Source organism: Streptomyces sp. AN091965, assembly GCF_022698285.1.
Classification (GTDB): Bacteria; Actinomycetota; Actinomycetes; order Streptomycetales; family Streptomycetaceae; genus Streptomyces.
Genome location: NZ_JALDMY010000001.1, coordinates 4,958,366 through 4,980,946, shown reverse-complemented (window position 1 = coordinate 4,980,946; position 22,581 = coordinate 4,958,366). Strand labels below are relative to the sequence as shown.

22 protein-coding genes are annotated in these 22,581 nt (G+C 70.7%); 9 read left to right on the top strand and 13 right to left on the bottom strand.

Translation table 11 applies throughout. The features are described 5' to 3' along the window. Positions 1–127 precede the first annotated feature (127 nt). Positions 128–580, bottom strand: coding sequence for a GNAT family N-acetyltransferase (locus MQV74_RS21030; RefSeq protein ID WP_242719890.1), 453 nt, complete (start codon positions 578–580; stop codon positions 128–130). 263 nt (positions 581–843) lie between these two features. After that, a complete protein-coding gene (locus MQV74_RS21025; RefSeq protein ID WP_242719888.1) occupies positions 844–1,302 on the bottom strand; it encodes a MarR family winged helix-turn-helix transcriptional regulator in 459 nt (152 codons plus the stop codon). Positions 1,303–1,448: 146 nt separating this feature from the next. Here MQV74_RS21025 and MQV74_RS21020 point away from each other — a divergent pair, with 146 nt between their 5' ends. Together MQV74_RS21020 and MQV74_RS21015 are read left to right on the top strand one after the other, a co-directional pair. Beyond that, positions 1,449–2,660 (top strand): MFS transporter, encoded by a 1,212-nt coding sequence (locus MQV74_RS21020; protein ID WP_242719886.1) that lies wholly within the window; start codon positions 1,449–1,451, stop codon positions 2,658–2,660. Between the two features lie 84 nt (positions 2,661–2,744). Continuing rightward, positions 2,745–3,176, top strand: coding sequence for a GlcG/HbpS family heme-binding protein (locus MQV74_RS21015; protein WP_242719884.1), 432 nt, complete (start codon positions 2,745–2,747; stop codon positions 3,174–3,176). A 113-nt stretch (positions 3,177–3,289) separates the two neighbouring features. Here MQV74_RS21015 and MQV74_RS21010 read toward each other — a convergent pair whose 3' ends face one another. Together MQV74_RS21010 and MQV74_RS21005 are read right to left on the bottom strand one after the other, a co-directional pair. Then, positions 3,290–4,168, bottom strand: a complete 879-nt coding sequence (locus MQV74_RS21010; protein ID WP_242719882.1) for a GNAT family N-acetyltransferase — start codon at positions 4,166–4,168, stop codon at positions 3,290–3,292. Between the two features lie 5 nt (positions 4,169–4,173). Next, entirely contained in the window at positions 4,174–4,755 is a 582-nt protein-coding gene (locus MQV74_RS21005; RefSeq protein WP_242719880.1) for a DUF2269 domain-containing protein, read from the bottom strand. A 76-nt stretch (positions 4,756–4,831) separates the two neighbouring features. On the opposite strand from MQV74_RS21005, the gene MQV74_RS21000 reads away from it, so the two are divergent. Continuing rightward, positions 4,832–5,503, top strand: coding sequence for an HAD family hydrolase (locus tag MQV74_RS21000; protein ID WP_242719878.1), 672 nt, complete (start codon positions 4,832–4,834; stop codon positions 5,501–5,503). 952 nt (positions 5,504–6,455) lie between these two features. Continuing rightward, positions 6,456–7,808, top strand: coding sequence for a globin domain-containing protein (locus tag MQV74_RS20995; protein WP_441349344.1), 1,353 nt, complete (start codon positions 6,456–6,458; stop codon positions 7,806–7,808). Between the two features lie 109 nt (positions 7,809–7,917). Here MQV74_RS20995 and MQV74_RS20990 read toward each other — a convergent pair whose 3' ends face one another. The 5 genes from MQV74_RS20990 to MQV74_RS20970 form a co-directional block, all read right to left on the bottom strand. After that, entirely contained in the window at positions 7,918–8,400 is a 483-nt protein-coding gene (locus tag MQV74_RS20990) for an NUDIX domain-containing protein (protein ID WP_138960666.1), read from the bottom strand. Positions 8,401–8,459: 59 nt separating this feature from the next. Further along, complete coding sequence (locus tag MQV74_RS20985) at positions 8,460–9,365, bottom strand: LysR family transcriptional regulator (RefSeq protein ID WP_242719874.1); 906 nt, start codon at positions 9,363–9,365, stop codon at positions 8,460–8,462. A 250-nt stretch (positions 9,366–9,615) separates the two neighbouring features. Next, complete coding sequence (locus MQV74_RS20980; protein WP_242719872.1) at positions 9,616–10,935, bottom strand: cystathionine gamma-lyase; 1,320 nt, start codon at positions 10,933–10,935, stop codon at positions 9,616–9,618. Continuing rightward, entirely contained in the window at positions 10,932–11,429 is a 498-nt protein-coding gene (locus MQV74_RS20975; protein WP_308402383.1) for a low molecular weight protein-tyrosine-phosphatase, read from the bottom strand. The genes MQV74_RS20980 and MQV74_RS20975 overlap by 4 nt, the downstream gene beginning before the upstream one ends. A 44-nt stretch (positions 11,430–11,473) precedes the next feature. After that, entirely contained in the window at positions 11,474–11,854 is a 381-nt protein-coding gene (locus MQV74_RS20970; RefSeq protein WP_242719869.1) for a phage holin family protein, read from the bottom strand. A gap of 71 nt (positions 11,855–11,925) precedes the next feature. Here MQV74_RS20970 and MQV74_RS20965 point away from each other — a divergent pair, with 71 nt between their 5' ends. From MQV74_RS20965 to MQV74_RS20950, 4 genes are all read left to right on the top strand, one after another. Further along, positions 11,926–12,243, top strand: a complete 318-nt coding sequence (locus tag MQV74_RS20965) for a cupin domain-containing protein (protein ID WP_144319868.1) — start codon at positions 11,926–11,928, stop codon at positions 12,241–12,243. Between the two features lie 356 nt (positions 12,244–12,599). Beyond that, positions 12,600–12,827 carry a DUF5326 family protein gene (locus MQV74_RS20960; protein WP_138960661.1) on the top strand — a complete coding sequence of 76 codons (228 nt, stop codon included), beginning with the start codon at positions 12,600–12,602 and terminating at the stop codon, positions 12,825–12,827. 724 nt (positions 12,828–13,551) lie between these two features. After that, the gene (locus tag MQV74_RS20955) at positions 13,552–14,265 is read left to right on the top strand and encodes an IclR family transcriptional regulator (RefSeq protein ID WP_374120660.1); all 714 of its coding nucleotides are present in this window, start codon (positions 13,552–13,554) and stop codon (positions 14,263–14,265) included. A gap of 101 nt (positions 14,266–14,366) precedes the next feature. Continuing rightward, a complete protein-coding gene (locus MQV74_RS20950) occupies positions 14,367–14,804 on the top strand; it encodes an SsgA family sporulation/cell division regulator (protein ID WP_242719864.1) in 438 nt (145 codons plus the stop codon). Positions 14,805–14,934: 130 nt separating this feature from the next. Here the strand turns inward: MQV74_RS20950 and MQV74_RS20945 are convergent, their stop codons facing one another. Then, positions 14,935–16,512 carry a YibE/F family protein gene (locus MQV74_RS20945; protein WP_242719862.1) on the bottom strand — a complete coding sequence of 526 codons (1,578 nt, stop codon included), beginning with the start codon at positions 16,510–16,512 and terminating at the stop codon, positions 14,935–14,937. A 209-nt stretch (positions 16,513–16,721) separates the two neighbouring features. On the opposite strand from MQV74_RS20945, the gene thiC reads away from it, so the two are divergent. Further along, positions 16,722–18,533: a phosphomethylpyrimidine synthase ThiC gene (thiC, locus tag MQV74_RS20940; protein ID WP_278194190.1), complete on the top strand. Its 1,812-nt coding sequence runs from the start codon at positions 16,722–16,724 to the stop codon at positions 18,531–18,533. 198 nt (positions 18,534–18,731) lie between these two features. Here the strand turns inward: thiC and MQV74_RS20935 are convergent, their stop codons facing one another. From MQV74_RS20935 to MQV74_RS20925, 3 genes are all read right to left on the bottom strand, one after another. After that, positions 18,732–19,610: a hypothetical protein gene (locus MQV74_RS20935; RefSeq protein WP_242719860.1), complete on the bottom strand. Its 879-nt coding sequence runs from the start codon at positions 19,608–19,610 to the stop codon at positions 18,732–18,734. A gap of 192 nt (positions 19,611–19,802) precedes the next feature. After that, positions 19,803–21,224, bottom strand: coding sequence for a metallophosphoesterase (locus MQV74_RS20930; protein ID WP_242728944.1), 1,422 nt, complete (start codon positions 21,222–21,224; stop codon positions 19,803–19,805). Between the two features lie 232 nt (positions 21,225–21,456). Next, positions 21,457–22,578 (bottom strand): LacI family DNA-binding transcriptional regulator, encoded by a 1,122-nt coding sequence (locus tag MQV74_RS20925; RefSeq protein ID WP_030677002.1) that lies wholly within the window; start codon positions 22,576–22,578, stop codon positions 21,457–21,459. Positions 22,579–22,581 lie beyond the last annotated feature (3 nt).

Sequence of the window (22,581 nt, the reverse complement as noted above, 5' to 3'; positions counted from 1 at the left end):
CCGGGGCTCGGCGCGGAGTCGAGGCCCAGGTTGTCCTGTTTCACGTTTCACGTGAAACAGCGAAGCAGGACAACCTGGATCTTTCGCTTCGTACGGCATCGGCCGTTCAGCAGCGTGACCGCCCGTTTCAGAGCTGGAGCTTGAAGCCCACGTGTGAGGCGGTGAAGCCCAGGCGCTCATAGAAGCGATGGGCGTCGGTGCGGGTGGCGTCCGAGGTCAGCTGCACCAACTGGCAGCCCTGGCGCCGGGATTCAGCGACGGCCCACTCGATGAACCGGGTGCCGAGGCCGCTGCCCCGCTCCTCGGCGTGCACTCGTACCGCTTCGATGATCGACCGCGTGGCGCCCTTCCGGGAAAGGCCCGGAATGATCGTGAGCTGGAGCGTGCCGACGACGCGGCCTTCGCGGACGGCGACGACCAGGTGCTGGTTCGGGTCCTCGGCGAGCCGCTGGAAGGCGGGGAAGTACGGGGTGAGGTCGTCCAGCGACTCGCGCTGGGCGCCCAGGGGGTCGTCCGCCAGCATGGCCACGATCGCGGGGATGTCATCGGCGACGGCAGGTCGTATCTCAAGATCTCCCATGGCCGCAGCCTATGCGCAGGCCTCAGGCCTCAGGGCGCAGGCCGCTGGGCGAGGGCGAGGGCGTGGGCTCGGCGGCGACCTGGGGGTGCGGCCTCGGAGGTGATGGCCTGTGGGCCTGTGGGCCTGTGGGCCTGTGGGCCTGTGGGCCTGTGGGGCCTGTGGGGCTCTCGGGCTGAGGCGGCGACTGCCGGTTCATGCGCTCGCCGCGCGCCTCCGACGCTCGCCACCCGCCCCCGGCGCTCGCCGCCCCGGCAGGCCCTGTCTCACACAGGCGCGCGCACCGATTCGACGACTCGGACCAGCGGGGCGAGCTCAGGGTTCTGCGCAGCTTCGTCCAGGGCCTCGCGCAGGGCCGCGTCGTTGGTGGGCCGAGCCTCGGCAAGGAGCTGGGTGCCGCTCTCGCTGACGTTCGTGTAGATGCCGCGCCGGTCGGTGGGGCACAGGTAGCGCAGGAGGAGACCGCGCTCCTCGAGCCGGGTGACCAGGCGGGTGGTGGCGCTCTGGCTGAGGACCACGGCATCGGCGACCTGCTTCATCTGCAGATGGCCGCCCTCGCCGTCGTGCTGGCGGCTGAGCACGTCGAGCAGGCTGTACTCCCGCACGCTCAGGCCGTGCTTGGCCTGGAGCGCCCGCTCCACATGGGACTCGATCTTCCCGTGGAGCAGGGAGAGCGCGCACCAGCCCTGGGCCAGCGCGGTGAGTGCGGGGTCGGTCGCTGTCATGGCGTTTCCTCCGTCTTCCTGCGTCCCAGAGCGGCTGCGTCCAGGATAGTCCACTGCTGCAATATCCAGCGCTTGCAATTAACCCGCGTCTGCAACTATTGTGGACGCACGTTAAGCGCTCCCGCAATCGTTTGGAAGGTAGCTCCATGCCTCTCGCGCTTCTGGCCCTAGCGATCGGGGCCTTCGGAATCGGGACCACCGAGTTCGTGATCATGGGACTCCTTCCCGAGGTCGCGGGTGACTTCGACGTCTCCATCCCCACGGCAGGGTTCCTCGTGACCGGCTACGCCCTGGGCGTCGTGCTCGGTGCCCCGCTGATGACCGCCCTCGGCACCCGCATCTCGCGCAAGCGGATGCTCATGCTCCTGATGGGCCTGTTCATTGCGGGCAACCTGCTCTCGGCCGTCGCACCGGCCTTCGGCGTGATGCTCGCCGGACGCGTCGTCGCCTCCCTCGCCCACGGCGCCTTCTTCGGCATCGGCTCGGTCGTCGCGGCCGAGCTGGTCGCCCCCGAGAAGAAGGCCGGGGCCATCGCCACCATGTTCTCGGGTCTGACCGTGGCCAATGTGGTCGGCGTCCCGCTGGGTACGTTCGTCGGCCAGGCCATTGGCTGGCGGATCACCTTCGTCATCGTCGCCGCCCTGGGTGTGGTCGGCCTCGCCGGTGTCGCCAAGCTCGTACCGGACCTGCCCAAGCCGGCGGGCGTGAGCCTGCGCCACGAGATCGGCGCGTTCCGCAACGTGCAGGTGCTGCTCGCCATGGCGATGACCGTGCTCGGCTTCGGTGGCGTGTTCGCGGCCATCACCTACATCACGCCGATGATGACGGAGGTCGCCGGCTACTCGGAATCCTCCGTGACCTGGCTGCTCGTCCTGTTCGGCCTCGGCATGGTCGGTGGCAACCTGATCGGCGGCCGGTTCGCGGACCGCGCGCTGATGCCCATGCTGTACGTCTCGCTCGGCGCGCTGGCCCTGGTCCTCGGCGTCTTCACGCTCACCGCGCACAACAAGATCGCCTCGGCCGTGACCATCATGCTGATCGGCGCCCTGGGCTTCGCCACCGTGCCGCCGCTGCAGAAGCGGGTCCTCGACCAGGCCTCCGGAGCACCCACGCTCGCCTCCGCCGTCAACATCGGCGCCTTCAACCTGGGCAACGCCCTCTCGGCCTGGCTCGGCGGCATCGTGATCTCCGCGGGCTTCGGTTACACCGCCCCGAACTGGGTCGGTGCCGTGCTCGCCGCGTCCGCCCTCGTCCTCGCCTTCCTCTCGGCGGCACTGGAGCGCCGGTCCCCCGCGCCCACCAAGGTCGTCACCGGCGCCACCCCCGTGCCCGAGCACGCGGCGGCCGCCCACCACTGACCCCAAGCCTCCCTCGCCCCGGCTTCCACTGGCCCGGGGCGAGGGGCCTCACCGAAACACCGTTCCACCAAGGAGAGACTCCTCGTGAGCACCACCCCCGCCCCCACCGCCGTCGCCCCGCTGACCATCTCCGACGCCGAGGCCCTCGTGAGCGCCGCGCACCGCGCCGCCGACACCGCCGGAGTCCACGTCAGCGTCACTGTCCTCGACGCAGGTGGCCACCTCCTCGCCTTCCGGCGTGACGACCGGGCGGTGCTGATCGCCGGCGAGACCAGCACGCGCAAGGCGTACACCGCGCTCCAGCTGGACACCCCGACCGCCGACCTCGTGGATGCGGTCCAGCCCGGCGGCCTCTTCCACACGCTGCCGACGGCCCTCGACCGGCCGCTGCTGTTCATCGCGGGCGGTGTGCCCGTCCACCGTGACGGCCGCCTCATCGGCGCCATCGGTGTCGGCGGTGGCGCCCCGGAGCAGGACCACGGATTCGCCACGACGGCCGTGGAGGCTCTCGTCTAGCCCTTGCCCCACCTCCTCAGGCCCGACCGGGCCCCAAGGGAAAGCCCGCCCTCACCGCCGGAAGAGTCACGGCAGGTGAGGGCGGGCTTCGGCGTGGAAGCGGTCCTGAGCGCTCAGCCCGCCGCCACCGTCAGCGGAGCGAACCGGCGTGTCCAGTCACCGGGCAGCTCCGGGATGCCGTACGTCATCACGGAGTTGAAGGCGATGGACTCCAGGCCGTGTGCCTTCACCCACGCGAGCAGTTCCTCGTGGCGGACGTCGATGTCCGTGCGCAGTGGGCGGTCGGTGCGGGCGCCGAGCGAGGCGATGAGCGCCTTGGCCGTGTCCGTGTCCCGGGCCACCAGCGGGCCGACGACGTGGGTCTCCATGTTCGGCCAGGCTCCCGCGTAGCCGATGATCTCGCCGGCCGCCTCCGCGACCCGAAGCTGATCGGTGAAGGCCGGGAGGCGAGTGATGATGGGGGTGCGGTCGAGGCCGAAGACCTCTGTGTCGAGCCGGACCAGGGCGGGCAGGTCCTCCGCGGTCGCCGCTCGGGTGGCGATGTCCGGCACCTGTGCGTCCGAGCCGTCGACGGAGAAGCGGCCGCGGACCATCTCGGCGCGGCCGGTCGTCTTGAAGCCGAGCTCCTCGTAGAGGGGGCGGCCGCTGGGCGTCGCGTGCAGGGTCAGCGGGGTGGTGCCCGCGTCCTCGACGACGGAGCGCATCAGATGGCGGCCGATGCCCTTGCGGGCGTGCCGTTCGGCGACCAGCACCATGCCGATCGCCGCCAGTCCTGGGTTCTCGTACGGCCCGTACTGCGTCACGACGCACGCGGCGATGAGGCCGGGGCCGTCGGGGTCGTCGATGCCGTAGCCCGTCCCGGCCGAGAGCAGCAGCCCCCATTTGTGTTCCTCGCGGGGCCAGCCGCGGTCCTCGGACAGATCGGCACAGGCGGTGAGGTCGCGAGGCGTGAGCCTACGGATGGGCAGTGCGGAGAGGGTAGGTGTCGACACGCGGGTCAGGCTGTCTGACGCATGACCTCGGCGTCCACCTCTTTGTGGGGAGAAGCACGCTGCTTTTCGCCAAGTTTCCTCTGACCACGCTGGTGAGCGGCGCGCAGGCGGCGGCCCCGCCGAGTCAGCCCCCAGGGCTTGAGCACGGAGATGACCGTCATGAAGAGGTAAGCGCTGAGGGAGACGATCGGTCCCATGATGAGGTCGGTCGAACTGGCCAGAGCGTCCCCCGCGGACACGGTCGCGACTGCTTCGTTGATCCCAGGCCGTAGCGCGAAGGTCGACGCGGCCGTCGTCGCCAGCGTCAGCCAGAACTTCGTGTACACCCAGCGATGGTGGGCGAGCCCCCAGGACGTACCGAGTGAGAGCAGCAGGCCGCTGAGCAGGGTGAGGAGTGCCAGGGGGAGGACGAGCCAGTCGGTGAAGACCTTCATCGCGCGGACGGAGGCCTCAATGGTCGGGTGGGAGTCGGTGGTGGTCGCGGCCGTGGCGAGCGCGAGCAGCCCGAGGGTGAGCCCGAGCCAGCCCGCCGAGGCGGCGACATGGACGACGAGGGTGGCCCGGCGTGCGGGGCGACGTAGTTTCACGTGAAACACCGTGCCGGGAGCAGCAGACCACGGCGTCTGACAGCGGGAGTAACCGTGGGTACTAGCCTCGGCGTACATGGCGCGCCTACACCTCTTCGACCTGGACGGAACGCTGCTGTACGGCACGGCGGCACCCGTGGAGATTTCCCGGCAACTGGGGCTGGAACAAGAAATAGCCGCACTTGAACGGGATTTCGTCTCGGGGCAGATCGATTCGGCTCAGTACGGAGTACGGGTCCACGGGCTGTGGGCGGATCTCACGGACGCCCATGTGGGGACGGCTTTCGACGGTGCGCCTTGGTTGTCCGGGATCCAGGACACCTGGGCCGAGATCCGGGCGAACGGTGACTACTGCGCCGTGGTCTCGCTCTCGCCCTCGTTCTTCGTCGAGCGACTGCTCGGCTGGGGCGCCCATGCCGCGCACGGCTCCCGCTTCCCCTCGGTGCCGTTCCGCGAGCCCGTGGACCCCACGGGCATCCTCAACGCGGCGGCCAAGGTGAAGGTCGCGAACCGGCTCTGTGAAGAGTTCGGCGTGGACCGGGCCGATTGCGTCGCCTATGGCGACTCGCTCTCCGACCTGGATCTGTTCGCCGCGGTGCCGGTTTCGGTCGCGGTCAACGCGGATGCGCGGCTGGTCGACCTGGCCACTCATTCCTACGTCGGGCGGGATCTGCGGCAGGCGTACGCATTGGTGCGCGCGTCGGTAAGGGAAGCGGTGGGAGAGGGTGGATCCCGGAATTCCGAATGAAAGAAGGGCACTTGTGTGTTCGACGGGTGCCGGTATGGTCGAGTCCGGTTCAAGCCGGGTGGGATTCGGTGCGCGCCGGGTGCGCGGGAGACGCACCCCTGGAGGCGCGCACGGATCAGCAAAGTTTAACGGGGTAAAGAGATCGAGGACCCGTTCTTCCGGCTAAGGGCCCCGCACGACGGGCGTGGATGCGATGCTGCGGGAGAGGTGACTGCGGCCAATGTCACATCTTTCCCTACTTGTCCGTAAAGCGTGGGGCGTCAGGGTTCAATGTGATCAACATGGGTTGCCGAGGCAAGGCGGGAAAGCAAGCACCTTCCGGTGAGGAAGTGCGCGGACCGACTGAGAGATGTTCGAGGCGAGGCACAGCATGGACGCTCCGACCACCACGTCGGCGGGCAACGGCACTTCCGGGCACGGCGGCAACTGGTTCACGCCACGGAGGCCGCCGGAGCGGCCGGAGGAGGCGGCTGCCTCCGACGAGGGCGGGGGCGGCGCGGAGCATGCCGAGCCGGGCCAGGAGGGGCCGGAGGGCCTCGAGCGCACGCGCCGCCAGGTGCCCGAGGGGCGGCGCGTAGCGACCATACGGCCTCTCGGCAGACCGGCCGCCGGGCCTGCCGAAGCCGAGGCGGGGCGAATACCGCCTGCCCGGCCCGCCGCGCCGGAGCCGACTCCTGAGCCGGTCCCGGAAGCAGCGGAAGCTGCCCGGGAGCCCACGCCCGATGCATCCCTCCGTACGGCCACGGAGACTTCATGGTGGACGGTGGCAGGGCGCACGCCAACCAGCCTCAGGAACACCGGGGTTGCCGCGCCGGGCAGCGGCACGGCGACGCTTCCGGCTCCCGAAGGCGCAGCCAGACCTCCGATGCCCGAGGCCGTGGCTCCGGCTGCCGAGGACGCGGAGGCTACGGAGAACACGGGCCCGGAAGCCAGCGCTCCGGCCGCAGGGGGCATGGCTCCGGGGGCCAGCATGCCGTCCGCGGAGGGCGCGGGTGCGGATTTCGCCGCTCCGGGCCCAGGGGCCGCGGACCCGGAAGCCAGCGTCCCGGCCGCCGAAGGCGCGAGCGCGGATTTCGCCGCTCCGAGCGCAGGGGGCACGAGCCCGGAAAGCAAAGCTTCGGCTGCAAGAAGCGCGGCCCCGGAACCCGGCGCTCAAGCCCTCCCTGACCTACCCAAGGCCTCCCCCGAGCCCGCCCCGTCCCTCGATGCCGTTCTCGTCCAGCGCACCATGGCCGAAATCGCCCCCATCGCCGACAAGGTCACCTCGTACTTCTACGCGCTGCTCTTCACCCGCCACCCCGACCTGCGCGCGCTGTTCCCCGCGGCGATGGACACCCAGCGCGACCGGCTCCTGACGGCCCTGCTGACCGCCGCGGAGCACATAGACCAGGCCGACGTCCTCGTGGACTACCTGCGCAACCTCGGTCGCGGGCACCGCAAGTACGGCACGCAGTCCGAGCACTACCCGGCCGTCGGGGAGTGTCTGATCGGGGCGCTGAGCCGGTACGCGAGCGCGGTCTGGGACGACGAGACCGAGGCCGCATGGGTCCGTACGTACACGACGATCTCCCAGGTGATGATCGACGCGGCGGCCGAGGACGAGCTGCGCGCGCCGGCCTGGTGGTACGCCGAGGTGGTCTCGCACGACCTGCGGACGTCCGACATCGCCGTCATCACCGTCCGCCCGGACCAGCCCTACCCCTTCCTCGCCGGGCAGTACACGAGCCTGGAGACGCCGTGGTGGCCGCGCATCTGGCGGCACTACTCCTTCGCTTCGGCGCCGCGCTCCGACGGGCTGCTCTCCTTCCACGTCAAGGCGGTCCCGGCGGGCTGGGTCTCCAACGCGCTGGTGCACCACGCGCGCCCCGGAGACGTGCTCCGGCTCGGACCGCCGTCCGGCTCCATGACCGTCGACCACAGCACGGACAGCGGGCTGCTCTGTCTCGGCGGCGGAACCGGCATCGCCCCCATCAAGGCCCTCGTGGAGGACGTCGCCGAGCACGGCAGGCGGCGCCCCGTCGAGGTGTTCTACGGTGCCCGCACCAACCACGACCTGTACGACATCGACACCATGCTGCGGCTCCAGCAGACGCACCCCTGGCTGGCCGTTCGCCCTGTCGTCGACACCCGCGCGCAGCTGCCGGACGCGGTGCGCGAGTACGGACCCTGGAACGAGTACGACGCGTATCTGTCAGGCCCGCCCGGAATGATCCGCAGCGGTGTCGACGCGCTGCGGGAGGTGGGCATACCGGCGGGACGGATCAGGCACGACTCGGTGGAGGAACTGGTCGCCGCGGGAGGCTGACCGCTGTGGACCGCCGATGAGCACAGGCGGCTGACGCACACGGGCGGCCGACCACCGCGGCACCAGAGGCAGCGCACAAAAGTGGCGCCAAGCCTCTTCGCCAGGAGCTTCAGCCCAGGTCAGGCGCGTGCATCGCGCGTACGCCCTCGATATTGCCGTCCAGATAGTGCCGTAGCGACAACGGCACGAGATGGACCGAGGCGATGCCGACACGGGTGAACGGCACCCGGACGATCTCGTACTCGCCGCTCGGCTCCTCGACCTCGGGGCCGTGCCGTTGGCCCGGGTCCATGGATTCCAGGCGGCAGACGAAGAAGTGCTGCACCTTCACGCCGGTGGCACCACCGTCCTCGCCGATGTGCTCGACCGTGTCCACGAAGCACGGCACCACATCAGTGATCTTGGCGCCGAGCTCCTCGTGGACCTCGCGGTGGAGCGCGTCGACCACCGTCGCGTCCTCGGCCTCGACCCCACCGCCGGGGGTGACCCAGTACGGATCCACGCCGGGCTTGGTCCGCTTGATGAGGATCAGATGGTTCCCGTCCAGAAGGACGGCACGTGCGGTGCGCTTGACCACTGGTCGGACGGTCATGGGAGAAATGTGGCCCGGACTGTTCCACGTGAAACATCGCGAACCAGTCGGGGCTCGCCTTACGTCCAGTCGACCGCAGCGCGCAGCAGCCACTCGTGCGCCCGCGCGATGTGCGGCATGGCGAGTGTGCCGGTGCGTACGACGAGGAAGTACGTCCGCAGCGGGGGCACCGCGGGGTCGAGCAGCGCCACGACCTCGCACCGCTCCAGGGCGGGCGTGCAGAGATAGCGGGGCAGGACGGCGAGTCCGGCGCCCTGGATCACACAGGCCAGGACGGCCCGCAGATCCGGCACGATGACGGCGCCCGACGCGGCCGGACGGGAGTCGAAGACGGCGGCCCAGTAGCGGGAGACGAGCGGCAGCGACTCGTGGACCTCCACGACCGGCAGGTTCTCGACCGTCAGGGCGCCCTTGCGGCGCAGTTTGCCGGGGCCGATCAGGGCGGCCCAGCGCGGTGCTGCGACCAGGACGTGCTCCTCGTCGCAGAGCGGTGTCGCGGTGAGCAGAGCACCCCGGGGGCGGGCGGTGGTGATGGCCAGGTCGTGGTGCCCGGCGGCGAGCCCCTCCAGGACCTCCTCGGCGTTGCCGAACGACGCGCGCAGGGCGAAACCCTGCCCGTCGGCCCCGGTCAGCGAGGTGAGGGCCGGAAGGGCCCGCTCCGCCGTGAACTCGGGCGGCCCCGCCAGGTGCAGGGTGCGAATCGACGAGTCCTCGTCGAGCCCGGCCTCGGCGATCTCCACCAGTGCGTCGAGGTGCGGGGCGGCCTTGTGGGCGAGCTCGTCGCCGATGGTCGTCGGGGTGACGCCACGGGCCTGACGCAGGAAGAGCGGACGGCCCAGCTGGCGCTCCAGCGTGCGGATCTGCGAGGTCACCGCGGGCTGGGACAGGCCGAGGAGAGCGGCGGCGCGGGTGAACGAGCCGGCTCGGTGCACCGTGACGAACGTGCGCAACAGGGCCAGATCCATGGTGTCACCTCTCCTCCCTGTCGGCCCCCGGCGCAGCACAACTATAAATTTGTCGATAGGTTGCTGTCGCTACTGTGATTGGACACTGACACAGAGTCAACTAGCCTTGTTCGCGCGGTTCTTCGCGCGCAGAACCGAGGGCGGTCCGAGCCACGAGGGGGGAGGCTCGGACCGTCCGATGTACGTAGCCCCGTACGTCCGTCCCGGAGGCCGGGTACGGGGGCAGGCCCCGGCCGGGCGGTGGTGGAGCTCAGTCCGCGGTCTCGTCCAGCGCACGCAGCACATCGGCCACCAGGTCCTCGGAGTCCTCAGCCCCGGCCGAGAAGCGGATGAATCCTTCCGGAACGGCGTCCCCGCCCCAGCGGCCGCGCCGCTCGGCGGTGGAACGCACACCTCCGAAGCTCGTCGCGTCGTCCACGAGCCGCAGCGCGTCGAGGAAACGGTCCGCACGCGCGCGTGAGGGCAGCACGAACGAGACCACACACCCGAAGCGCCGCATCTGCCGGGCCGCGATCTGGTGCGAGGGATCGTCGGGCAGGCCCGGGTAGCGCAGGCCGGTCACGTCGGCGTGGCCGCGCAGCGCCTCGGAGACAGCCAGGGCGTTTGCGTTCTGCCGGTCGACGCGCAGCTGGAGCGTGGCGAGCGAGCGGTGCGCCAGCCAGGCCTCCATGGGCCCCGGGATGGCGCCGACGATCTTGCGCCAACGCCGCACGCCGGCCGTGTGCTCGGCATCCCGGCAGGTCACGTAGCCGAGCAGGAGGTCGCCGTGGCCGGTGAGCTGCTTGGTGCCGCTGGCCACGGAGAAGTCGGCGCCGAGGTCGAGCGGGCGCTGGCCGAGCGGGGTGGCGAGGGTGTTGTCGACGGCGACCAGGGCGCCACGCGCGTGTGCCGCGTCGACGAGTCGACGGACGTCACAGACGTCGAGGCCGGGATTCGAAGGGGTCTCCAGCCACAGCAGCCGGGCGCCGTCGAGCACGTCGAGTTGCGCGTCGTCGGCCGTGGGCGCGGTGCGGACCTCGATGCCGTACGCGGTGAGCTGCTCACGGACCAGCGGCAGCGCCTGGTAGCCGTCGGTCGGCAGCACCACGGCGTCGCCGGTGCGCAGCTGGGAGAAGAGCACCGCGGAGATCGCGGCCATGCCCGAGGAGAAGACCAGCGTCTTCACGTCGCCGTTCGCGTGGTCCGGGGCTTCGAGCTGCCCGATGGCTCGCTCCAGGAGCGTCCAGGTCGGGTTCTCGTCGCGGCCGTAGGTGTACGGACCCGTGGGGTCGCCGGGCAGATGGAAGTGCGCGGCGAAGACGGGGCCCGGCAGCGTGGGCTCATGCTTCACGGGCTCGGGGAGCCCGGCGCGCACGGCGCGCGTGCCGTCGCCCGTACCCAGCGGTCGCGCGCGGCCGGGCGCGGCGGTGGGGCTCGCTGTCGGAGAGGGGCCAGTGTCGCTGGAGTTCGCCGTCGGAGAGGAGCCCGTGTCGCCGGTGCCCGCCGTCGGCGCAGGGGCCGTGCCGTAGCTGGAGCCCGTGGCCGTCGCGGGGCCCGCGCCCGCCGCGCGTATCTGCTCCGGTTCCGTCATGCCGGCCGTCCTTCCACCGCTTTCCGTACGACGTCGAGCAGGCCCTCGCACGCCGCTTCGACCATCTTCAGGCACTCCTCGAAGCCCACGAAGTCCCCGTAGTACGGATCCGGGACGTCGAGGTCGTCGGCGGCTTCGGCCGAGGGGTCGAACGAGCGCAGCAGCCGTACCTTGTCGGCGTCCTGCGGAGTCCGCGCCAGGCGGCGCAGGGCGCGCTCGTGGCCGCGGTCGAGCGCGACCACGAGGTCGAGCCGCGCGAACCAATCCTCCCGGAACTGCCGGGCCACGTGCGTGGTGTCGAAGCCCGCCGACGCCAGGACGGCGACGGTGCGCGGATCGGCCGCGTCCCCTTCGTGCCAGCCGTCGGTGCCCGCACTGTCCACCAGGACGAGGCCTTCGAGACCGGCGTCGCGCAGCAGGGCGCGGAAGACCGACTCGGCCATGGGGGAGCGGCAGATGTTGCCGGTGCACACGAAGCAGACGCTGAACGGCACGGCAGCGGGGCGGGGCGACGGGGTGGCGGAGGGCATCGGTCGGGTCAGTCCTTGTGGTCGGGCAGGGCGACGTTCAGCGCCCAGGAGACGATCGAAATGATCAGGCCACCGAACACCGCGGTCCAGAAGCCCTCGACGTGGAAACTGACATCCAGTTTGTCGGAGAGCCACGACGTCAGGAGCAGCATCAAGGCGTTGACCACCAGGGTGATCAGGCCGAGCGTCAGCACGAACAACGGGAAGGTGAGCACCTGTACGACGGGCTTGACCAGGAAGTTCACCAGGCCGAAGAGCAGCGCGACGACGAGCAGCGTGAGCGCTTTGCCGCCCGTGCTGTCGCCGGTGAGCGTGATCTTGTCGAGCAGCCAGACCGCGACGGCCAGAGCCACCGCGTTGGCGAGCGTCTTGACTACGAAATTCTTCATGTGTCTGATCGTGGCAGACGTACGGAGACAGCGGTCGGTCCACGACCTGGGGCAAGGGGCGCACAAGAGCGATGAAGGCATTCCGACTGGACGAGCTGGAAGCGGAGCGAGCCGCGAACGACGGCGCGTATCTGCAGTTTCTGCGGGAGCGGAACATGTCGGTCGGGCTCTACGCGCTGGACGCCGGGGAGACCGATCCGCAGCAGCCCCACCGCCAGGACGAGGTGTACATGATCGTCAGCGGCCGTGCGTCGATCACCGTGGGCATGGAGACGACGGCGGTCGCGCGCGGCAGCGTGGTGTACGTCCCGGCCGGGGTGCCGCACAAGTTCCACCACATCACCGAGGACCTGCGGGTTCTCGTCGTGTTCTCACCGCCGGAGCGGTGATGCGCGTGCTCTCGCCGCCCGTGAGGTGAGCTACGTCTCTCCGGGCCCGGGCCAACGGTGTGGGAGAGGCCCGGTCGCCTGGCTGTCCGCCTCAAGGCGTAGGGCGTCCCGGCCTCCCGTCGTCGGGCCGTCCGGCCGGGGGGGGGCCTGGGGAGACTTGGGCACGTCAGCCGGGGGCAGGGACTGGATCAGGGTCCGAACCCCGGGGTTCCCTAGGGGACGAGTCAGGGGCGGACAAGGGATCTCGCGGCCCCGAACGGGCTCTTTCCGTCCTAGCATCGAATGCGAGACACAAGGAATCCGCGCAGTGGCGGAGAACTGAACGCAGTGATGGAGAAACGGGAAAGGGCGAGGCAATGCGAGAGATCTTCGCGGGTATGCCGTGGTGGGTGAAGTGGGTCGCGGTGCCGATCGTCGCTCTGGTCGTGTTCGGCGGGCTGATAGCGAGCGTCATCGGCTTCGTGTTCGCTCTGCTCTTCAAGGTGCTGCTCTTCGTGGCCCTGGTCGGCGGACTGATCTATCTGGTGCGGAAGTTCATATCCCGCTCGCCTTCGTCCCGGGGCTCGTCGCACGCCGACTGGTGAGCCCGTCCCGTGCGGACGGGGCCCGCAGCGGGCCGACGGGGGAGCTCGCGAGAGACCGGCGAGGCATTTCAGGGCAGGCCGGTTGGGGGTCTCGCAGCAGGTCGCCCGGGGGACGCGCCGTGCTCGCCGACGACTTTGTCGCACCGACCAGCGAAGCCAAGCACCCCGACCGGGGGGCAAGCCGACCGATCAGTGAGGCCGTCGCGCGCTGATCAGTAAATCCTCGCGCAGTGACCACCGAAGTCAGTGACCACTGAAGTCAGCGAGGACCGAAGTCAGCGAGGACCGAAGCCAGTGGGCACCGTTTGGCGAAAGTCATCGCACACCGACAGGTGAAGTAGCACGCGATTCCCTCCCGAGGGGGAAGTTTCCCCACGCGGGACCCCGGAGCGGTGGCCAAGGGTTAGAGTCCGAAAACCGACGCGGGGCCGTCCCCGCAGGCGGGACCACTGCCCCCTCCCGTGTATCCCCGGCACGGGTGGACCCCCATGTGCACCGGGAGTGACCCATGGCCACGGTTGACGCCTCACCCCCACACGCCTCCCCCCATGCCAACGCCCCTGCACGCGAAGCCACCTCGTGCGGGAACGCCTCGACTCCCGCTTCGGCGCCTGACGCTTCCCCACCCGACGCTTCGGCAACCAGGACTTCGGCGGAGTCGACGTCGCCCGACACCGGCTCAACCGGAGTCGGCCCGACACTGATCGGCTCCGTGCAGCGGGCGATGCGTCTGCTGGAGGCCGCCGCGTCCCACCAGGACGGGGCGCCCGCGAAGCAGTTGGCCCGTGAGTCGGGGCTCGCGCTCCCGACGGCGTACCACTTGCTCAGAACGCTGACGCACGAAGGCTATCTGCGCAGGGAGCACGGCGTGTTCGTGCTCGGCGAGGCGGCGGAGCGGCTGGGGGCCAGCGCGGCGCAGCAGAACCGGCGCTCCATGCTCGGTGACGTCCTGGCGCACTGGCGCGACGCCATCGGCGTGCCGGTGTACTTCGCCATCTATCGCGACGGCGAGATCGAGGTCGTCTCGATCGCTGACACCTCGGGCAATCCGGCCGTCGAGGAGTGGGCGGACTTCCGGGAGACCGGTCACGCGCACGCGATCGGGCAGTGCCTGCTGGCGCAGCTCGACGACGAGGCGCGGCGCGAGCATCTCGACCGCTACCCGGTGCGGTCGCTCACGCCGAACACGGTGCGTGACGAACGGACGTTGCTGCGCAGGCTGGACGCGCTGGGGCGGATGGCGCCGGTGGTGGAGCACCAGGAGTACGCGCTGGGGACGGTCTGCGCCGCGATCCCGATCACGGTGGGGACCACGGCGGCCACGATGGCCATCTCCGTTCCGTCGGGTCAGGTGGACCGGCTCATGCCTGCGGCGCACATCCTGCAGGGCGAGCTCGGAAAGCTACTAAGGACACTCGCCTTCTCTATCAGCATCTGAAAACTCACTCCTTGTGATCTGGTGTGCACGTTGAGCAAGATGACACGAGTGTCAGGGAGTTGGTTCCTGGCCACGGAAGGCAACTGACGGGGTAGGCGGCGATGCGAGAGTCGGTCCAGGCAGAGGTCATGATGAGCTTCCTTGTGTCGGAGGATCTCTCGTTCCGGATCCCGGTGGAGCTGCGGTACGAGACGTGTGATCCCTACGCGGTGCGGCTGACCTTCCACCTGCCTGGTGACGCCCCGGTGACCTGGGCCTTCGGGCGGGAGTTGCTGGTGGACGGCGTGGGCAGGGCCTGCGGCGAGGGGGATGTGCACATCGCGCCCACCGGCCGCGACGAGCTCGACGAGGTGGTCATCAGGCTGCAAGTGGGGGGTGACCAGGCCCTGTTCAGGGTGGGGATCGCGCCGCTGCTCGCCTTCCTCGACCGGACGGACAAGCTGGTGCCGCTGGGCCAGGAGCGGTCGCTGGCCGACTTCGACACGCATCTCGACGAGGCGCTGTACCGCATCCTCGCGGAGGAGCAGAGCGCGGGCTGAGCACCGCCCGGCGCGCGGGGCGTGATGGCGGATTGGTGCTTGTCACGGGGAGTGACCGGACGACGGCGAGCGGCCGCAGGGCGGTCAGGGACCGGGAGGAAGGGGGAGGGACCGGCCCGCGAGGGGGAGTTCAGGGTTTTCGGCGTCGGCCCGTGCCGCCACGGGTGAGGCGTGGCCGGGCCGGAGAGGCGCCGGTGCGGGGCGAGGCGACACTGGCGGGCCCCGTGGGGCCCACAGGCCCCGGCCCGCCCGCTCCCCCAGGCCCACCGGGCCCCCCGGGCTCACCAGGGCCGTCAGACCCGCCAGGGCCTCCAGCCCCACCGGGCCCCACCGGCCCGCCCGGCGCACCGGGCCCCGCCGGATGTGAGGAGCCCACCGGGGAGCCCACCATGGCGCCCGGAGCCGCGGCCGGGCCGGCCGGGCCCGGTCGGTCGGCGGAGACGACCAGGGCGGCGAGCGCCGTGGTGACGGGGACGGAAGCCACGAGGCCGATCGAGCCGATCAGGGTGCGGACGATCTCCTCGGCGACCAACTCGCTGTTGGCCACGGTGCCCACGCTGCTCTGGGCGATGGAGAAGAGCAGCAGAAGGGGGAGAGCGGCGCCCGCGTAGGCGAGGACCAGGGTGTTCACGACCGACGCGATGTGGTCGCGGCCGATGCGGATGCCCGCGCGGTACAGACCGCGCCAGCCCATCGTCGGGTTGGCCTGGTGCAGCTCCCAGACCGCGGAGGTCTGGGTGACGGTGACGTCGTCGAGCACGCCGAGGGACCCGATGATGACGCCCGCGAGCAGCAGGCCGCTCATGTCGATGGACGGGTAGAGGCCGTGGATCAGGCCGGTGTTGTCGTCCGTGTTGCCGGTCAGGGAGGCCCAGCCGATGAAGAGCGAGCCGAGCAGGCCGATGAGGAGGAGGGAGATCAGGGTGCCGAGCACCGCCACCGATGTGCGCGCGGTCAGGCCGTGGCACATATAGAGCGCGATCAGCATGATGGCGCTGGCCCCGACGATGGCGACGACCAGGGGGTTCGAGCCCTGAAGGATCGCCGGCAGGATGAAGAAGGTCAGGATCAGGAAGCTCACCGCGAGGGCGACCAGGGCCATGACGCCGCGCAGCCGTCCCACCACGACGACGGCCAGCGCGAAGATGCCCGCGAGCAGGGCCATCGGGACCTTGCGGTTCACGTCGGCGATCGAATACTGCAGGCCCTTGGGCGCCTTGGGCTCGTAGGCGACCACCACGCCCTGGCCCAGCTTCAGCTGCCGGGGGGAGTCGGGCTGGACGATCTCCGTGAAGGTGTAGCCCTTGTCCGGGCCGCTGGTCACCTTGATCGTGGCCTTCTTGCAGGTGCCCTCGGCGCGCGACTGAGCGGACCGGCCCTCGGGGGTGGAGGTGTCGCCGTTGGGCGGGGTCTGCGAGGCGTTCACGTCCTCGCAGGGGAGCGTGTCCATCTTCGCCACGGTGGCCGACTGGGTCTGCCGGTCGAAGCCGACGCCGGTGCGCTCGTGGTCGGGGGTGCCGCCCGGCCAGAGCACCACGAGGCCGACGAGGACAGCCGTGGCGAAGGGGATCAGTACGGCGGCGATGACCTTGCGCAGATGCCGGGAGACGGGCGCGGCGGGGCCGTGGCTGTGCGCATGGCCGTGCCCGTGGCCATGCCCATGCGGTTCCGGCGGGGGCGGCGGTGTGGGGGGCTCTGTGGTGGTCACGGCCCGATCATCGCAAGAACGGAGGGGGCCCTCTGTTCACCGCGCCCGATATGACGCTAGCGTGGAGGCACCTTTGCACACGCGGGAGCTCGGAGCACCGGGCTGAGAGGGCGCTGACCTCCGTACGAACGGGAATCGAACCGTACGGAAGCCGCTGCGTCGACCGCCGAACCTGTTACCGGGTAATGCCGGCGTAGGGAGTAGGTCTCATGACCACATCGGACACACGCACGCCTGCCTCCATGCAGCCCGACAGCGGACAGACCGCTCCCAGCGGGCAGAACGCTTCGGAGGTCGGGAAGTCCACCGGCTGGCACAAGGCGTACATCGAGGGCTCACGCCCCGATCTGCGCGTGCCGGTCCGCCAGGTGCACCTCACCAACGGCAAGGCCGTGGCCCTGTACGACACCTCGGGTCCGTACACGGACCCGGAGATCGACACCGACGTGCGCCGGGGGCTCACCCCCCTGCGGGAGAACTGGATCATCGGCCGCGGCGACACCGAGGAGTACGCGGGCCGCCCGGTCCGCCCCGAGGACGACGGCATCAAGCACACCTCGCCCCGCGGCGGCCTGCGCAACCTCGACGCGGTCTTCCCCGGCCGCCCGCGCCAGCCGCGCCGCGCCCGCGCCGGGCAGGCGGTGACGCAGCTCGCGTACGCGCGCCGCGGGGAGATCACGCCGGAGATGGAGTACGTGGCCATCCGGGAGAGCATGGCGCCCGAGGTCGTTCGCGACGAGATCGCGGCGGGCCGCGCGGTCCTGCCGGCGAACGTGAACCACCCGGAGATCGAGCCGATGATCATCGGCAAGCGGTTCCTGGTGAAGGTCAACGCCAACATCGGCAACTCCGCGGTCACCTCCTCCATCGAGGAGGAGGTCGACAAGATGACGTGGGCGACCCAGTGGGGCGCCGACACGGTCATGGACCTGTCCACCGGCCGCAACATCCACACGACCCGCGAGTGGGTCCTGCGCAACTCCCCCGTGCCCATCGGCACCGTGCCGCTCTACCAGGCCCTGGAGAAGGTCGACGGCAAGGCCGAGGAGCTGACCTGGGACATCTACAAGGACACGGTCATCGAGCAGGCCGAGCAGGGCGTGGACTACATGACGGTGCACGCGGGCGTCCGCCTGCCGTACGTCCCGCTCACCGCGAACCGCAAGACGGGCATCGTCTCGCGCGGCGGCTCGATCATGGCGGCCTGGTGCCTTGCGCACCACAAGGAGAGCTTCCTCTACGAGCACTTCGAGGAGCTCTGCGAGATCCTCGCGGCGTACGACGTCACGTACTCGCTCGGGGACGGTCTCAGGCCCGGCTCCATCGCGGACGCCAACGACCGCGCCCAGTTCGCCGAGCTGGAGACCCTGGGCGAGCTGAACAAGATCGCCAAGGCGCACGACGTGCAGACGATGATCGAGGGCCCGGGCCACGTCCCGATGCACAAGATCAAGGAGAACATCGACCTCCAGCAGGAGATCTGCGAGGAGGCGCCGTTCTACACGCTCGGCCCGCTGACCACCGACATCGCGCCCGCGTACGACCACATCACCTCCGGCATCGGCGCCGCGATGATCGGCTGGTGGGGCACGGCGATGCTCTGCTACGTCACGCCGAAGGAGCACCTCGGCCTGCCCAACCGCGACGACGTGAAGACCGGCGTCATCACGTACAAGATCGCGGCGCACGCGGCGGACCTCGCCAAGGGGCACCCGGGCGCGCAGGACTGGGACGACGCGCTGTCGGACGCGCGCTTCGAATTCCGCTGGGAGGACCAGTTCAACCTGGCCCTCGATCCGGTGACGGCCCGTGAGTTCCACGACGAGACGCTGCCCGCGGAGCCCGCGAAGACGGCGCACTTCTGCTCGATGTGCGGGCCGAAGTTCTGCTCGATGAAGATCTCCCAGGACATCCGCAGGGAGCACGGGGGCTCGCAGGCCGAGATCGAGCAGGGGATGGCGGAGAAGTCCGCGGAGTTCGCGGCGGCGGGAAACCGGGTCTATCTGCCCATCGCCGACTGAGCCGACCGACCGGGCCGGTGGCCGCACGGCGGTGTCCGTACCGCGTACGGGCAGGGCGGAGCGGCCTCTTGGCGCGCCGGGGCGGGGGCCCGGCGCGTCGGCCCCGCGCGGACCGGTGCCCGTCCGGAGTGGCCCCGTCGCCGGGTGGCGACCGGGCCGCTCCCGTCGCCTGTCGGCGACCGGATGACGTCCGTCGGGTCAATCGGGCCGGTGCTCGGGACCGCCGTAGTCCGGGCTGGAGAAGTCCGGGCTGGAGTAGCTCGGCCGGGTGCCCGTGGTGGAACCGCTCTCGGGGCTGCTGAATCCCGGCCTGTGATAGCCGAGTTGCGGCATGCGCCCGGTCGGTCCCGCCGACGGCGGCCGGGGTGCGGGCGGTGCGCCCGGGTCCGCGAGTGCCTCCCGCAGGAACGGCAGGATGCCGCGCTCCAGGAGTGCCCGGCTCCAGGCTTCCCTGGCCCGTTCCACCTCCGCGTTCCGCTCGTCGTGCGAGCCTGCCTGGAGGGAGGTGGAGCCGTTGCGCAGGGCGGTCAGGAGCAGGCCGACCGCGGCGACCAGAATGGCGCCCGCGGTGAGCGCGCCGAACAGCCACCCGGCGGTGAGCAGGGTGTCCGCGAAGGCGGGCTCGGGGTTGAGCATCTTCAGGATGTAGCCGACGAGAAGGAAGATCGCGGCGGCCGCCCCGGCGAGGACCGGTGCGAGAACCGCGATCACGGCGACCGCTCCGGCACCGGCGGTGTCGGTGACCTCGCCCATCGTGGCGAGGCCCACGCCGCCGGAACTGGATTCGGCCGGGGTGGAGCTGGAGCCGCTCCCTTCACGGATCGATCGGGACGTGGAGCGTCCGGAGTTCCGCAGATCCTCACGGACCTTCACATATTGGCGGTATTCGGTCGCTGCCGCGGCCGTGATCAGTGCGGTGGCGTTGAGAGCCATCGTGCGCAGCTGCTCGGGGTTGAGTCGCTGGCCCACCGCGGCCAGCTCCGGGCGGTTCGGTGCGGTGCGCAGCGCCTCATCGAGGATCCGCGCGTACTCGGGGCGGTCCTCATTGAGCAGGTGTGGAGCGCTGTTCATGTGCATCCCCCGATGCTCCGTAGGGCTTGGGGCTCGCAGGATCACGAGCCGTCGGGCAGAAACGGAGGGGAGCCTGCTACGGATAGAGCGATGGTAGAGCCGTGACGGCACGCGGTGACAGGGGGTTTCCAGAATTGGCCCGCTGGCCAGCGAGATCCTGTAACGACGTGCTTACTCGTGCCCTTGCCCGGTGAACGCTCAGTTAGCCAGCGGCAACTGGCAGACCAGTAGCTTTCCGGCCATGGTCACTCCGCCGTCCATGGCGATGGCCAGGCCGTCGGCGTAGACGTGCGGGCCTTCGATCACCGGGCGGCCGTCGTCGTCCCCGTCGTACTCGGAGCCGACCTCGCCCAGGAGGTACGGGATGGGGCTGTGGCCGTGGACGATGCGGCTGCCGCCGTAGACGTCGAGGAGTTCGCGTACGGCGGCCGGGCCGGAGTCGTCGCGGAAGGCGAAGCGCTTGGTGAACTTGCGGAACAGGTCCCAGTATTCGTCCGCGTCGTTGCGCGTGAGCGCCTCGCGAATGGTGTCGTTGACCTCTTCGATCGAGTCGCCGTAGTCGAGGTACGCGGTGGTGTCGGAGTGCACGAGCAGATGCCCGTCCGCCTCCTCGATGGCGTCGAGGCGGGCCATCCACTGCAGGTGGTGGTCCTCCAGGCGCTCCATGTCGGTCTTCTGCCCGCCGTTCAGGAGCCAGGCGGCCTGGAACGTGGCGGTGCCCGCGCCGGAGTTGACCGGGGTGTCGCCGAAGCGCTTGGCGCCGATGAGCAGCAGCTCGTGGTTGCCCATGAGCGCCTTGCAGTAGCCGCCCGCGGCGGCGGCCTCGGCGGACAGGCGCATCACGAGGTCGATGACGCCGATGCCGTCGGGCCCGCGGTCGGTGAAGTCACCGAGGAACCACAGCCGGGTGTTGCCCGCGCACCAGGTGAGGTCGGCGTCGATGAGCCCCTCCGCCTGGAGCGCCCCGACCAGCTCGTCCAGATAGCCGTGGACGTCGCCCACGACGTAGAGCGGGCCGAGCTCGTCCGAGCTGGGCGCGGGCGGCGGCTCGGGCATCTCGCGCACCTCGACCTGCACGGTGTCCCCGCGGTTGATGACGGGGAGGTCGCGCTCGGTGGGGGTGTAGCCGTCGGGCAGGTCGCCCGCGGCGCCGGGGTGGCCCGGGACGGACATGGCCTCCGGCGGGGCCGCGGGGGCCTGCGCGGCCATGGGGCGTCCCAGGTGGTCGGGGCCGGGCGCGGCGACGGGGTGCCCCTGGGCTTCGGGGGCGTGCGGGGTCACCGGGTGCGCCTGGGGTTCGGGGGCCTGCGCGTGGCGCCCGGGGCCCGGCTGGACGGGGACCCGCGGCGGGACGGCGCCCGGCGCCCCGGAGGGGGCCTCAGGGGCGTGCGGGGCGTGTCCGGGGTGGAACTGCCCCTGGGCGGGGCCGGGGCCCTGGCCGGCGACGGGTGCCGGAGCGGACTGCTCCTGTTCGGCGGCCTGGTCGCCGCGTTCGGCAGCCTGGGTGCCGGTCTCGCGGACGCCCTCGTACACGTACGCGGGAACGCGGAAGTCGCGCAGCGTCGCCGTCCGCACCTCGGGTCCCTGACCGGCCCCCTGAGTCATCGACCCCTCCACCACCATTGCGCCGCATCTGCACCGTGATCGGACTGCCTGGTCGCAGCGGCCCGCGGTGTCGTCCGCCCATCATAGGAATGCGGCTGTCGCTGTGTGGTGCACCAGGGGTGGTGAATCGATGGGGAGAGCCAGTTCACCACGGTTTTCTCCCGAATTGGCCCGAGGTTTCCCCGCAGGCCACGGGCCCGGGGTGATGACCCCGGGCCCCTGGTCGGGCGGTCGGGAGCGCGGGGAGTCAGCCGTGGCCGGGGGCGCGGGGCGGGCTGACGGTTGTGCGCGGGGGGCGTCGCTCGGACGAGGTGCGCACGATCAGCTCGGTCGGTATCACCTGCTCGACGGGACGGCCGGTGTCCAGGCCCTCGATGGCGTCGATGAGCAGCTGGACCACGGCGGTGCCGATGCGGCGCGGCTTCAGCGAGAGCGTGGTGATGGGCGGCTCGGTGGTGGCGTACACGGTCGACTCGCTGCAGCACACGAGCAGCAGGTCGTCCGGGACGCGCAGGCCGTAGCGGCGGGCCGCGGCGAGCAGGTCGGTGCCGTTCGGGTCGAACAGGCCGTAGACGGCGTCGGGCCGGTCGGGCCGGGCGAGCAGCCGGTCGGCGGCGACGGCGCCCGCGCACGGGTCGTGCGCGGGGTAGGACTCGTACACCGGGTCCTGGCCGACGCGCTCGCACCAGCGCAGATAGGCGGTGGTGGACAGATGGGTGTACGTGTCCGTGGTGGTGCCGGTGAGCAGGCCGATGCGGCGGGCACCGGCCGCGGCGAGGTGTTCGAGGATCTCCAGGACCGCGGCCTCGTGGTCGTTGTCGACCCAGGCCGTGACCGGCAGGGAGCCGGCCGGGCGGCCGTCGGAGACCACCGGCAGGCCCTGCCGGACCAGCTCGCTGACCACGGGGTCGTGATCGGAGGGGTCGACGACGACGGTGCCGTCGAGCGCCACGTTCGACCAGACGTCGACGGGGCTGCGGCGCGAGGTCGCGGGCAGGATGACCAGGGCGTAGCCCCGGGCGAGGGCTGCGGATGTGGCGGCTCTCGCCATCTCCGCGAAGTACGCGAACTCGGTGAAGGTGAAAGGTTCATCCCCGTACGTCGTCACGGTCAGGCCGATGAGGCCCGACTTGCCGGTACGGAGTGTTCGGGCGGCCGCCGACGGGCGATAGCCCAGGCGGTCGGCGACCTCGCGGACATGGCGTCGAGTGGCATCGGGCAGTCGCCCTTTGCCGTTGAGCGCGTCGGAGACCGTCGTGATGGAGACACCGGCTGCGGCGGCGACGTCTCTGATGCCGGCTCGGCTCTGCCGGTTGCCCCGGCGGGCGGTCTCCGCGCGGCTCACCTGGTGCTTCCCTGCTGCTGTCATGGC